Genomic DNA, 13,384 nt, shown 5'->3' on the forward strand with positions numbered 1-13,384 from the left:
CTTCATCAAATTTTTGCGGCGGATGGCTACGGCTTTTCAAGCGGCTTATTGCCGTGCACGACGGGGCGGACTAAATGAATGGCATGACACAGGAAAATGCTCTCTCCCAAACGTTCAACATCGCCATCGCCCAACTGAACCCGACAGTGGGCGATGTCGCCGGAAACCTTGCCAAGGCGCGCGAGGCGCGCGCCGATGCGGCGCGGCAGGGCGCACATCTTTTGATGATGACCGAGCTTTTCATCTCCGGTTATCCGCCGGAAGATCTGGTTCTGAAGCCGGCCTTCATTCGCGCCTGCTGGAAGGCTGTGGAAAGCCTTGCGGCCGACACCGCCGATGGCGGACCGGGCGTCGTCATCGGCTTCCCGCGCCAGGACGAAACGGGCCGCTATAATTCCGTCGCCGTTCTCGATGGCGGCAAGGTCATCGCGATCAGAGACAAGATCGACCTGCCGAATTACGGCGAGTTCGACGAGAAGCGCGTCTTTGATCAGGGCGCCATGCCGGGGCCGGTGAATTTCCGTGGCGTGCGCATCGGCATTCCGATTTGCGAAGATATCTGGGGCGATCTCGGCGTCTGCGAGACGCTAGCCGAAAGCGGCGCGGAAATCCTGCTCGTGCCGAACGGTTCGCCCTATTATCGCGGCAAGGTCGATATCCGCCATCAGGTGGTGCTGAAGCAGGTCATCGAAACCGGCCTGCCGATGGTTTATGCCGCCCAGCTCGGCGGCCAGGACGAGCTCGTCTTCGACGGCGCAAGCTTCGCCTTCAATGCCGACAAGTCGCTCGCCTTCCAGCTCAGCCAGTTCGAAACGGCATTGGCCGTGATCACCTGGAAACGCACCGAAAACGGCTGGCATTGCTCGCAAGGGCCGATGGCCCGCATACCCGAAAGCGAAGAAGCCGATTACCGCGCCTGCCTGCTCGGTTTCCGCGATTATGTGAATAAGAACGGTTTCAAGAATGTCGTGCTCGGGCTCTCGGGCGGTATCGATTCGGCGATCTGCGCGGCGATTGCCGTCGATGCGCTCGGCGAAGAACGGGTGCGCACCGTCATGCTGCCCTATCACTATACGTCAGAGGACTCGCTGAAGGACGCGGCCGATTGTGCCAAGGCGCTCGGCTGCCGCTACGACATCGTGCCGATCGAAGGACCGGTGACCGGGTTCTCTTCGGCGCTCTCAAACCTCTTTGAGGGCACGAACAGCGGCATTACCGAGGAGAATCTGCAGAGCCGTGCGCGCGGGACGATCCTGATGGCGATCTCCAACAAGTTCGGCTCGATGGTGGTCACGACAGGCAACAAGTCGGAAATGTCTGTCGGCTATGCGACGCTTTACGGCGACATGAACGGCGGCTTCAACCCGATCAAGGACCTCTACAAGATGCAGGTCTATGCGCTGGCCCGCTGGCGCAACGAGAATGTGCCGCCGGATGCGCTCGGCCCTTCGGGCGCGGTCATTCCGCAAAATATCATCGACAAGGCGCCGTCAGCCGAGCTCCGCCCTGATCAGAAGGACCAGGATTCGCTGCCGCCTTATCCTGTTCTGGACGACATTCTCGAATGTCTGGTCGAGCGGGAAATGGGCGTCGAGGAGATCGTGGCGCGCGGCCATGATGTCGATACGGTGCACCGCATCGAACATCTGCTCTACCTCGCCGAATACAAGCGCCGCCAGTCGGCTCCGGGCGTGAAGATCACGAAGAAGAATTTCGGCCGCGACCGGCGCTACCCGATCACCAACCGATTCCGGGATCGCTGAGACGCCTCAAGGATCTGGGGAGGGATACATGCGCAGTTCGGTGGAGATCTACAACGTGAGGCGCGGCGAAAGCCGCGTCGTCTGGCAGACCGAAGCGCTAGTGGAGGCGCCGAACTTTTCCCGTGACGGCGCCTATCTGCTGATCAATGGCGACGGGCTGCTCTATCGGCTGCGTCTCGACGGCAGCGACCTGGTGGAGCGGGTCGATACCGGCTTTGCGGTTCACTGCAACAACGACCACGGCATTTCGCCTGACGGCGAGGAGATCGTGATTTCCGACAAGACCGAGTTCGGCAAGTCGGCAATTTATATCCTGCCGATCGAGGGCGGCAAGCCGCGGCTGATCACCAAGAACCTGCCGTCCTACTGGCACGGCTGGTCGCCCGACGGGCGCGAGCTTGCCTATTGCGGCATCCGCAACGACGTCTTCGACATCTACACGATCTCGGTCGACGGCGGCGAGGAGAAGCGGCTGACGCATGGCGAAGGCCGCAATGACGGCCCGGACTGGTCGGCGGACGGACAGTGGATCTACTTCAATTCCAGCCGCACCGGACTGATGCAGATCTGGCGCATCCACCCCGACGGCACGGGTCTCCAGCAGGTGACATCGGATAATTACGGCAACTGGTTTGCCCATCCGTCGCCCAACAACGACAAGGTGCTGATCCTCTCCTACGATCCTAATGTCTTCGACCATCCGCGTGATCTGAATGTGCGGCTCAGGATGATGGACATGGATGGCAGCAACCTGACGACGCTATTTGAGCTCTTCGGCGGGCAGGGCACGGTCAATGTGCCGAACTGGTCGCCCGAAGGCGATGAATTCGCTTATGTGCGGTATTTCCCGGCGAGATCTTGAGAGCGGCGCACCGCCATTATTGGCGAATGGGATAACAAATGACTCGTGGTGCGCCATTCATATTGTGTCTGTCCGCGCTCGCTAGTTGCAGTCCCCCGGTTGTAGACAAGGTTCCTGACAAGGGCGCGCTCAGGCAAGGGCAACAGGTAATCGTCACCGACGATTCATGCCCACCCTCGGAAATGAAGCTCGTCACAGGCGGGCATGTTGGTCAGCCCAATGAAGTCGAATGTGTACCAAAGTTTCGTTGAGCAATGCGTTGTTACTCAGGCCGTCCACTTATGGATTTAACGGTGGGTAGGAGGATCAGAATGAGATTTTTCGCCCTAATACTTGTCTTGCTGCCGCTCGTTGAAGCCCATGCCGCGCCAATAAGCTCATGTACTAGAGGCTACGCCCCCGATGAGCCGGTGGAAGGGCGCTTCATGGCACTTGATTACGCGCTGATTATGCATGTTCTCGCAGAAAGACTCTGCATGGCAGAGCCGAAGCCGATGCGGCCACGCTTTTTGGGATATCTTGAGAAGCACGGGTGCGGACCTGGAACTGAGATCTATACAGTGTATGAGACTGCCATCGCAAAAATGCAGGACGCGACCATCAAACAGCTGGCGCAGGATGGAGACGAGAACTTGCAACTGTCTGAAAACCAGGTGCGGGAATGGGCTTCCACCGCCGTAAAAGAACTTGGCGGATGTGACGGTTTGAAAAAGGTTCACGATGCCGATCTCCAGGAGTGACGGCGGGCGGGCCCAAAGGGACCACTACACTTCCCAGTGAATGGGCGGCGGGTGTTCTGCCCGCCGCGCTTGATAGTGTCGCTTTCAGGCCGCGACGGCGGCCTTGCGGCGGTCGCGCACGGCTTGGGCGATATCTTCGAGAACCTCGACAGACGTATTCCAATCGATACAGCCGTCGGTGATCGACTGGCCGTAGACCAGTGGCTTGCCCGGAACGAGATCCTGGCGGCCGGCGACGAGGTTGCTCTCGATCATCATGCCCTTGATATGGCTGTTGCCGGCGACGATCTGGCCGACGACGTCACGGACGACCTTCGGCTGGTTCATCGGATCCTTGCTGCTGTTGGCGTGGCTGGCATCGATGAGGATGCGCGGATCGACGCCGAGCTTGACGGCCTCGGCGATGACAGCCTGTACGTCGGCAGCCTCGTAGTTCGGGCGCTTGCCGCCGCGCAGGATGATGTGGCAGTCCTCGTTGCCGGTGGTGGAGGCAATCGCTGCCTGTCCATCCTTGGTCACAGCCGGGAAGTGGTGGGGCTGAGAGGCTGCGACGATGGCATCGAGCGCGATGCGCGCGCCGCCATCCGTGCCATTCTTGAAGCCGATCGGGCAGGAGAGACCCGAGGCAAGCTGGCGGTGGATCTGGCTTTCGGTCGTGCGCGCGCCGATGGCGCCGTAGCTGACGAGGTCGGCGATGTATTGCGGCGTGATCGTATCGAGGAATTCGCAGCCGGCCGGCAGGCCCATGGCGTTGATGTCGAGCAGCAGGCGACGGGCGAGGCGCAGGCCTTCCTCGATACGGTAGCTGCCGTCGAGATGCGGGTCGTTGATCAGGCCTTTCCAGCCGACGGTGGTGCGGGGTTTTTCGAAATAGACACGCATGACGATTTCGAGCTCGCCGGCCAGGCGTCGTCGCTGCTCGACGAGCCGGGACGCATATTCACGGGCAGCGGCCGGATCATGGATCGAGCAGGGGCCGATGACGACGAGCTGACGATCGTCCTTGCCGGTGAGGATGTCGTGGATCGTGTCGCGCGTGCCGGTCACGGTCTTGGTAATCGCGCGGTCACGCGGGATTTCCGAGATGATGTCGGCAGGCTTGGTCAGCGGGGTGATCTCGACGATGCGCAGATCATCAATGGTGTCAGTCACGGTATGCTCTCCTGTTTGGTCATACCGTGCGGAACAAAAAAGCCGCCAGGTAGACTAGCGGCTGTTCGGGTTGTCGTCGCGTCAGTTTCGGTTACGCACAGACCCGCATCCGCTGGGAGCAGCGGTACGAATAAAATCGCGATGCGTAAACGGACGAAATCGACATGCTGGGTATGTAGCTATCCGGAAACGAATTGTCACGTAGAATTTTACAGATGACAGTCCCTTACCGGGCAAGGGCCGAGAAGCAGTTCCGCTCCAGGTCTATTCGCGAAATGAATGTCGCATGTGGCTTGCGGCCATGGCGTTTCCGCGCCATAGATCTGATGTCAGGTGCCCGCCCTTTCCAAGCGGGAGAATCGGGAATCCGGTGCAAGACCGGAACGTGCCCAACGCTGTAAGGCCGACGCTTGCCGCATAGAACGCCACTGGCCGCAGGGCCGGGAAGGCTGCGGCCAAGTGGCTGACGCCGAGTCAGAAGACCGGCCTGGCAAGATAGACCCAACCCGCGCGGACGGCGGGCGGTTGCGTTGTTGGGGATTTGACGATGCGACCCATTGATGATGCCGTTTGTCCGGCATCCAGCTTCTCTGCGGCCGAACGCGAGGCCGTCTATCACGCAATCATGACGCGGCGCGACGTGCGCAGCCAGTTCCAGCCTGATTCCCTGCCGGATGATCTTGTGACCCGGCTTTTGACGGCGGCGCATCACGCGCCCTCTGTCGGCTTCATGCAGCCATGGAACTTTATCCTGGTCAGGAACGCCGAGGTGCGGGCGCGGGTGCGCGATGCCTTCGTGAAGGCCAATGAGGAAGCTGCCTTGATGTTTGAAGGCGAGCGGCGGCAGGCCTATCGCTCGCTGAAGCTCGAAGGCATCGTCGAGGCGCCGCTCGGCATCTGCGTGACCTGCGATCCGACCCGCAGCGGCAGCGTCGTGCTCGGGCGCACGCATAATCCGCGCATGGACAGCTATTCCACCGTCTGCGCCGTCCAGAACCTGTGGCTCGCGGCGCGCGCCGAAGGCGTCGGCATCGGCTGGGTCAGCATCTTTCGCGAGGGTGACCTCAAGGAAATCCTCGGCATTCCCGATCATATCGAAGTCGTCGCCTGGCTTTGTGCGGGCTTCGTCGACCGGCTCTACGAGGAACCGGAACTGGCGGTCAAAGGCTGGCGGCAGCGGGTGGCGCTGGAAGAGCTGGTTTTCCATGACGGCTGGGGGCAGCAGGGCCGTTAGCCGCTCACTGCTGTTGAGGCTGAGGGCCTGATACGGCCGGATTGGCGAGATCGATCTTGCCCTGATCGCCGGCCAGGAATTGCGGGCCGACCTGGCGCACCTTGTTGCTGGCGGGATCATAGGGGCGATCCGGCACTTGTGTCTGCGGGGACGGCGGGTCGCCTGCGGCTTTCGGGGCTTCCGTTCGGATCGTGGTGATAGAACCCTTGGGCTCAGGCGCCGGCGCAGAGGCCGTCTTGCTCTTGCGCATTTCCTCGTAATAGGCGCTGAGATTGCAGGAGCACGCGGATTTCTCGCCGGGCGCGCGAGTCTTGTAAGCGAAAGCATTCTTCATCGCGCCGTAGGGGGCACCCGTTGCCGTCGAAATCATGTTTGCGGCCTCGGTGCTGGAAATGTCGCGATAATAGAGCTCGGTCTCGACGCCGGGACACATCTTGGCGCAGGTCGCGGCATCGCGGCCGAAATCGACCGAGGTGGCATTGTTACTGATCGGGAAAAAGCCGCCGTCACAGGTGCGCACGCAAATGGTGCTGACGGGTGAGAGCATTTCGGCGCGCGGCAGGCCGTAACGTTCGCCGCCGCCGAGCGGAATGAAGGTGTCGCCGCGCATGGCCTGATCCTCAATGGAAGGAGCAGGCGCATAGGCATCGCCCTGTGCCGGTTCACTAAAGCTGTCGCTGTTGCAGCCATTGTCTTCGAGCGCGGCCATCAGCCCCTGTCGGGCAGGATCGGCGCCCGACTGACGCAGTTCGTCGCGACGGCCCTGCAGGTAACGGATATTGTCCACCATCCTGGCTTCGGACTGCTCCAGCTCGCTGCAGAGGTCGGCATTGTCGCCGCCGACGACGACCATGCTGCCGGAGGTGCAGCCATACCGGCGCAGATCGCTGCGAACCTTACGCAATTCGAGGTTCTGTTCGGTAAGCGCGCCTGCATATTGGCGCATCTCCCCCCCGTTACTATTGCCGATCGATTGGGGCAGGTCGGCAAGCCGGCCGCGCAAATCCTCACAGATCGCATTGGTCTGCGCCTGCGCCGGAACCGCGAGCGCCAGCAAGAAAACGAGATACAGGTTTCGGCGCTTCACGACGTCGTCCCGGAGTAAGAAAAGCATCTATCGGTGAATTGCATCTTCAATCCACCGCGCTTTGTCTTAACGTATGTCTCTTAATAAGCTTGGCGTAATTCCTAGCGCATTTTTGCGATCTTATCCAGCAAGCCTGACGCTTCCATCCCGTCGCTCCTGCAATCGCGCGGGCCTATCGGTAGACAGATAACAGATATGACAGGTATTCCCGTCGAAATCCGCTCCACTGAAACGCCGTCGGGAATACCCGAAATCAGGCACGGTCTTCACGTTTTCGTGGATGGCTGTTTTGAGCCTCGTTCCGGGCATGGCGGGTGGGCCTTCGTCGCGTACCGGAATGGCGTCGAAATCGCGTCCGGCTTCGGCGGCGCGGAGAATTCCGCCAATAATGCGATGGAACTGACCGCCGTGCTCGAGGCGGCAATCTGGATCGGCCGCACCGCACCGGACGTAGCAGCGGTTATCTGGTCCGATTCCATCTACGCCGTCGAAGGCTGCAACAGCTGGCGTCCGATCTGGAAGAACAATGGCTGGAAGAAAAGCAACCCGAATGGTTATGCCAGAAATCGGGCGATATCGGATGCAGAACTCTGGAAAGTCCTCGATATCAAACTATTAGAGAATCCCCTGATAGCGATTGCCTGGTGCAAGGGCCATTCCGGCATTGAAGGTAATGAACGCGCTGATAGGCTGTCGGATCAGGGACGCCGATCAATACGGCGTGCCTGAAAGCCAGAAGCCAACGGCCGTGGTTCGCAGAGGGCCGCAGCTGAGCTTACGCCGGCTGCGATGCCTCGACGACAGCAAGTGCGGCCATATTGACGACGCCGCGCGAGGTCACGGACGGCGCCAGAATATGGGCTGGCATTGCCGCACCAAGCAAGATCGGGCCGACATGCAGGCCATCGGTCATCGACTTGACGACGCCGAGCGTGATGTTGGCGGCATCAAGGTTCGGGAAGACCAGCAGGTTGGCTTCGTCATTCAGCGTCGTGTGCGGCATGACGCGGCGACGCAGCTCTTCGGAGATCGCGCTTTCGCCATGCATTTCACCATCCACTTCGAGATCGGGGGCCGCCTCGCGCACGAGCTGCAGGGCATTGCGCATCTTGGTGGCGCTTTCGGATTCGCGCGAGCCGAAATTCGAATGCGAGACGAGGGCGGCGCGCGGCGTGATGCCGAAACGCTTGATTTCTTCTGCTGCCAGTACCGTTGCCTCGGCGATTTCTTCCGCTGTCGGGTTGAAAGTCACGTAGGTGTCGGTGAAGAAGGTTGCGCCGCGCTGCGAGATCATCAGGCTGAGTGCAGAGAAATCACGCACGTTCGGACGCTTGCCGATGATCTGGCGCACGTCGCGCAGGTGCTTTTCATAACGGCCTTCCAGACCGCAGATCAGCGCATCAGCCTCGCCGCGCTTGAGTGCCAAGGCACCGATGACGGTCGTATTGGTGCGCACGATGGTGCGGGCTGCTTCCGGAATGACGCCGCGGCGGCCGACCAGCGAAAAATATAGATCGACATATTCGCGGAAGCGCGGATCGTCCTCGGGGTTGATAACATCGAAATCCGACAGCGGACGGATGCGCAAGCCGTAGCGCTTCAGGCGCGTTTCGATGACCTGCGGACGGCCGATGATGATCGGCTCGGCGATGCCTTCTTCGAGCAGCACCTGGGCGGCACGCAGCACACGCTCGTCCTCACCTTCGGAGAAGATCACGCGCTTGCGCTCCGCCACCTTGGCCGCGGTGAAGATCGGCTTCATGACGAAACCGGAGCGGAAGACGAAGCGGTTCAGCTGATCGAGATAAGCGTCGAAATCGGCGATCGGGCGACGCGCCACACCGCTTTCGGCCGCGGCCCTGGCGACAGCAGGCGCAATGCGCAGGATCAGGCGCGGATCGAAGGGTGAGGGGATGAGGTAGTCGGGGCCGAAGACGGGCGTCTCGCCGGAATAGGCGCGGGCGGCAACGTCGGACGGCTCCTCGCGGGCGAGCGCTGCGATGGCGCGCACGGCGGCCATCTTCATTTCCTCGTTGATCGTCTCGGCGCCGCAGTCCAGCGCACCCCTGAAGATATAGGGGAAGCAGAGGACGTTATTGACTTGGTTCGGGAAGTCGGAACGGCCGGTGCAGATCATAGCATCGGGGCGTGCAGCGCGGGCAAGGTCCGGCATGATCTCCGGCGTCGGATTGGCAAGGGCCATGATCAGCGGCTTTTCGGCCATCTGCGCCAGGAGCTCCGGCTTCAGCACGCCGGCGGCGGACAGGCCGAGGAAGACGTCGGCGCCGCCGATATTTTCGGCAAGCGTGCGCGTGTCGCTCTTCTGGGCGTAGATGGCCTTCCACTCGTCCATCAGCTCGACGCGGCCTTCATAGACGAGGCCTTCGAGATCGTGGACCCAGATGTTTTCGAGTTTTGCGCCGAGTGTCACCAGCAGGTTGAGACAGGCAAGGGCGGCGGCACCGGCGCCGGAGGCGACGATCTTCACCTCATCGATCTTCTTGCCGGCGAGTTCGAGGCCGTTGAGGATGGCGGCGGCAACAATGATCGCGGTGCCATGCTGGTCGTCATGGAAGACCGGGATCTTCATCTTCTCGCGCAGCTGCTTCTCGATGCGGAAGCATTCCGGCGCCTTGATATCCTCAAGATTGATGCCGCCGAAGGTCGGCTCCAGCGAGGCGACGGTCGCGACCATCTGATCAACGTCGGTCGCATCCACTTCGATATCGAAGACGTCGATATTGGCGAATTTCTTGAAGAGAACAGCCTTGCCTTCCATGACGGGCTTGGAAGCCAGCGGGCCGATATTGCCGAGGCCGAGCACGGCGGTGCCATTGGAGATGACGGCAACGAGGTTGGCGCGCGATGTATAATCGGCCGCAGTTTCAGGATTGTCGCGAATGGCGAGGCAGGGGGCGGCAACGCCGGGAGAATAGGCAAGCGCCAGATCGCGCTGGTTGCCGAGCGGCTTGGTTGCTTGGATTTCCAGCTTGCCGGGGCGTGGATAGCGGTGGAAGAAAAGCGCCTGATCATCGAGGCTTCCGCCCGTCAGGTTTTTGTCCGTCTTGTGCTTTTCCTGGGCTTTATCCTGGTGATCCATCGCCGCGTCCAATCGTCCTTCGAAGTCTTTTGAAGACTCCTCCATACATCAATCGACCGGCCTGGACAGTACGGAAATAGCGGCAGGGAAGTTTTTTGGCCCTGACGGTCAACCGGAGCGGACATTGGCCAGCGGACTGAACGGCTTTGCAGGGCTTTCCTGCGGTTTGTCATCTTCCTGATACACGAGTCTGATTTTGGAAGGCGAGACGAAGAACGATGGGACACGAGCGGAAAGGCTTGTGACAGACATGATGGAACCCCGGCGCTTCCGCACCCTCTTCATTTCCGATGTGCATCTCGGCTCCAAGGCCGCCAAGGCAGATTTCCTGCTGGATTTTCTCCGCTATCACGAGGCGGACACCGTCTATCTCGTCGGCGATATCGTCGATGGCTGGCGCCTGAAACGCAGCTGGTACTGGCCGCAGGTCTGCAACGATGTGGTCCAGAAACTCCTGCGCAAGGCGCGCAAGGGTACCCGCGTCGTTTACATCCCGGGCAATCACGACGAATTCCTGCGTGCCTTTCCGGGCACGCATTTCGGCGGCATCGAAGTCGTCGACCGCATCATTCACGACGGCGCCGACGGCAAGAAGTACCTGATCCTGCATGGCGATGAATTCGATGTCGTCGTGCGCAACGCCCGTCTGCTCGCCTATCTCGGCGACTGGGCCTATGACACGGCGATCCGTATCAATGTGGTTCTCGCCGCTGTGCGCCGCCGGCTCGGCATGCCTTACTGGTCGTTTTCGGCCTGGGCGAAGCTGCAGGTCAAGCACGCCGTCAATTTCATCGGCGAGTTCCAGCGCGTGGTGGCCGAGGAGGCCCGCAAGAGTGGTGCCGACGGCGTCATATGCGGCCATATCCACCATGCCGTGATGGAGGACATGGATGGCATTCGCTATATCAATACCGGCGACTGGGTCGAAAGCTGCACGGCGATCGCGGAACATGAAGACGGCAGGTTCGAACTCATCACCTGGCGTGCGCTCACCAGCAATGTGCCGGCGCTGACATCCGTCGAACTCATTGAAGAGGGCGGCCTCGCCCCGCAGGCTGCATGATTAATGTGTGCGTACCGCACCGGCAGTCGCTGCCGTTGCACTATCAATTTAGCCGTTGCCGGTTGGCGACAGGCCCTATTTATTTTTTAAATCGTTTCGGCTTATTTTTTGAATCGGTTCGATAAGACTATTTCTCGCCATAGTCGTGTTTGATTGGATGTGTTAGGCAACGCTGAGTTTCCTTCCAGGTCCATCATGATTCCCGCACAAAATTCCTTCACGGGTGAGGGAGCGCCGCCGCGCTTCCGGCAGCTCAGCGCGCTTTGCTATAGCGCGCCGCTGCTGGTCAACGGTATCGTCCTGCCCTTCTTTCCCGTCTGGCTTTCCACGCACCAATTCAACGATCATCAGATCGGCACTATCCTCGCCGTGCCGATGGTGGTTCGCGTTCTCGTGGCGCCGATCGTGGCGGTCTTTGCCGACCGCATGCAGGAGCGGGCGCATGTGCTCTTGTGGTCGGGCATCCTGTCGCTGCTGACGGCGATCGCGCTCTTCTGGACGACGAATTTCTGGCCGGTGCTGGTCGTCTTTGCGCTGCAAGGCGCGACCTTCGCGCCTTATGTGCCTGTCGTCGAATCGATCGTGATTTCTGGTGTGCGCCGCTGGGGGCTGGATTACGGTTCCATGCGCGTCTGGGGCTCGATCGCCTTCATCATATCGACGCTCGTCGGCGGTGAACTCGTCGGGCGCTGGGGCGGCGAAATGGTGCTGCCGGTGATGATCTTCGGCTTCGTGCTGACCATTACGATGGCGATCTTCTGTCCGCGGATCGGGCCAACGCGGCGGCGCGGCCAGCCTATCAATCTTCCGGCGACGACGGGCAGCGGGCTTCGCGAGCCGCATCTGCTGCTCCTGCTGCTCGGCGTTTCGATCCAGCAGTCAAGCCATGCGCTGCTCAATGCCTTTTCCTCGATCTACTGGCACCAGCTCGGCTTCTCCGGCACCGAAGTCGGCCTTCTCTGGAGTGCGGGGGTTGCTTCCGAGGTGACGGTATTTTTCCTGTCGCGGCGCCTCAATCGCCGTTTCAACGCGTGGACGCTGATCCGTTTCGGGTGCGCCGTCAGCATCTGCCGCTGGGTGTTCTTTCCGACGGAGACGAGCTTCATCGGCTTCTTGATGCTGCAATGCCTGCACGGCTTCACCTATGCTTTCGTGCATACCGGTGTGCAGCGGCGCATCGTCGCCACGGTGCAGGAAACGCAGGAAGCTTCGGCCCAGGGCGCTTATTTCTTCCATATCGGCATGGCTTCGGGGCTGATGACCATCGCGTCCGGCTATATCTATGCCGCTTTCGGTCTCACCAGCTATTACATCATGGCGCTCGTCGCGGCTTTCGGGCTCGGCCTCGTCATCATTGCCTATTATCTTCAGCCCCAGAGGCTGGCTTCGGGCGGAAATACGAGGGAGCCGGCATAGGTCAGGCCGGGCTCGCGGTCGCGCGCCAGTAGCAGCGGACCGTCGAGATCGACGAAATCGGCGTCCTGCGCCAGAAGCACTGCGGGCGCCATGGCGAGCGAGGTGCCGACCATGCAGCCGATCATGATGGAGAAGCCGAGCCGCTGTGCCTCCTCCTTCATTTCCAGCGCTTCCGTCAGGCCGCCGGTTTTATCGAGCTTGATGTTGATGGCGTCGTAACGGTCGGCGAGGCTTGCGAGATCGCCGGTGTGATGCACGCTTTCATCGGCGCAGACGAGAACATGGCGCGCAATCTCCGCCAGCATGTCGTCACGCCCGGCCGGCAGCGGCTGTTCGACCAGCGCAATATTGACTTCGGCAGCGATGCGCAGGTGATGTTCGAGCCGGTCTTCCGCCCAGCCCTCATTGGCATCGAGGATTATGGCCGCGTTCGGTGCGGCTTCACGCACGGCGCGAATACGGCTTTCATCATCGCCGGTGCCGACCTTGACCTTCAGGAGCGGGCGCTGCGCATGTTCGCGAGCTTGGGCCGCCATGACATCGGGTTCGCCGAGCGAGATCGTGTAGGCCGTGGTCAGCGGCTTCAGCTTGCGGAGATCGAGCCGGGAGGCGACGCTCTTGCCGGTCAGCTTGGCTTCGAGATCCCAGAGGGCACAGTCGATGGCATTTCGGGCGGCCCCCGGCGGCATGGCATGCAGCAATTCGGCGCGCGAGATGCCCGCCTCGATCAGCGGTCGGGCCGATTCGATCTGGGCTATGACGCTTTCGATCGTCTCACCGTAGCGGCGATAGGGCACGCATTCGCCCAGCCCCCCGGCGCCTGATTCCGTGAGCGTGCAGGTGATCACCTCAGCCGAGGTCTTTGCCCCCCGCGAAATGGTAAAGGTGCCCGCAATCGGGAATGAATTCATTTGGATATCAAGGTGGCGCGGCATATTTGCTCTCCTGCGAGCATGGAAATTGCCCG

12 protein-coding genes and 1 riboswitch are annotated in these 13,384 nt (G+C 60.9%); of the genes, 8 read left to right on the forward strand and 4 right to left on the reverse strand.

Features of this window, described 5'->3' with window-relative positions; translation table 11 throughout:
* The first annotated feature begins 83 nt into the window (after positions 1-83).
* Genes FHX15_RS10795 through FHX15_RS10805 form a run of 4 tightly spaced genes read left to right on the forward strand, consistent with a single transcriptional unit; the run spans position 84 to position 3,365 of the window.
* Positions 84-1,763, forward strand: coding sequence for an NAD+ synthase (locus FHX15_RS10795; protein ID WP_184397171.1), 1,680 nt, complete (start codon positions 84-86; stop codon positions 1,761-1,763).
* Between the two features lie 28 nt (positions 1,764-1,791).
* A complete protein-coding gene (locus FHX15_RS10800) occupies positions 1,792-2,625 on the forward strand; it encodes a PD40 domain-containing protein (RefSeq protein ID WP_184396637.1) in 834 nt (277 codons plus the stop codon).
* Between the two features lie 38 nt (positions 2,626-2,663).
* Complete coding sequence (locus FHX15_RS31760) at positions 2,664-2,876, forward strand: DUF6719 family protein (RefSeq protein ID WP_409527006.1); 213 nt, start codon at positions 2,664-2,666, stop codon at positions 2,874-2,876.
* A 60-nt stretch (positions 2,877-2,936) separates the two neighbouring features.
* The gene (locus FHX15_RS10805) at positions 2,937-3,365 is read left to right on the forward strand and encodes a hypothetical protein (protein ID WP_184396640.1); all 429 of its coding nucleotides are present in this window, start codon (positions 2,937-2,939) and stop codon (positions 3,363-3,365) included.
* Between the two features lie 84 nt (positions 3,366-3,449).
* Here the strand turns inward: FHX15_RS10805 and FHX15_RS10810 are convergent, their stop codons facing one another.
* Entirely contained in the window at positions 3,450-4,517 is a 1,068-nt protein-coding gene (locus FHX15_RS10810) for a 3-deoxy-7-phosphoheptulonate synthase (protein ID WP_184396643.1), read from the reverse strand.
* A gap of 314 nt (positions 4,518-4,831) precedes the next feature.
* Positions 4,832-5,023, forward strand: a riboswitch (cobalamin riboswitch).
* 41 nt (positions 5,024-5,064) lie between these two features.
* On the opposite strand from FHX15_RS10810, the gene bluB reads away from it, so the two are divergent.
* A complete protein-coding gene (gene bluB / locus FHX15_RS10815; protein WP_184396646.1) occupies positions 5,065-5,751 on the forward strand; it encodes a 5,6-dimethylbenzimidazole synthase in 687 nt (228 codons plus the stop codon).
* Between the two features lie 4 nt (positions 5,752-5,755).
* On the opposite strand, the gene FHX15_RS10820 is transcribed toward bluB, so the two are convergent.
* Positions 5,756-6,838: a DUF2865 domain-containing protein gene (locus FHX15_RS10820; protein WP_184396649.1), complete on the reverse strand. Its 1,083-nt coding sequence runs from the start codon at positions 6,836-6,838 to the stop codon at positions 5,756-5,758.
* Between the two features lie 195 nt (positions 6,839-7,033).
* On the opposite strand from FHX15_RS10820, the gene FHX15_RS10825 reads away from it, so the two are divergent.
* Positions 7,034-7,567, forward strand: coding sequence for a ribonuclease H (locus FHX15_RS10825; protein ID WP_184396652.1), 534 nt, complete (start codon positions 7,034-7,036; stop codon positions 7,565-7,567).
* A gap of 46 nt (positions 7,568-7,613) precedes the next feature.
* On the opposite strand, the gene FHX15_RS10830 is transcribed toward FHX15_RS10825, so the two are convergent.
* A complete protein-coding gene (locus FHX15_RS10830) occupies positions 7,614-9,938 on the reverse strand; it encodes an NADP-dependent malic enzyme (protein ID WP_184396655.1) in 2,325 nt (774 codons plus the stop codon).
* 250 nt (positions 9,939-10,188) lie between these two features.
* Between FHX15_RS10830 and FHX15_RS10835 the strand changes: the two genes are divergently transcribed.
* On the forward strand, positions 10,189-11,001 hold the full coding sequence (locus tag FHX15_RS10835) for a UDP-2,3-diacylglucosamine diphosphatase (protein WP_184397173.1): 813 nt from the start codon (positions 10,189-10,191) through the stop codon (positions 10,999-11,001).
* Positions 11,002-11,196: 195 nt separating this feature from the next.
* Positions 11,197-12,417 (forward strand): MFS transporter, encoded by a 1,221-nt coding sequence (locus FHX15_RS10840; RefSeq protein WP_184396658.1) that lies wholly within the window; start codon positions 11,197-11,199, stop codon positions 12,415-12,417.
* Here FHX15_RS10840 and dgcA read toward each other — a convergent pair.
* Entirely contained in the window at positions 12,369-13,352 is a 984-nt protein-coding gene (dgcA, locus tag FHX15_RS10845) for an N-acetyl-D-Glu racemase DgcA (RefSeq protein WP_184396661.1), read from the reverse strand. The genes FHX15_RS10840 and dgcA overlap by 49 nt on opposite strands.
* Positions 13,353-13,384 lie beyond the last annotated feature (32 nt).

The organism is Rhizobium sp. BK650 (genome assembly GCF_014195325.1).
Classification (GTDB): Bacteria; Pseudomonadota; Alphaproteobacteria; order Rhizobiales; family Rhizobiaceae; genus Rhizobium.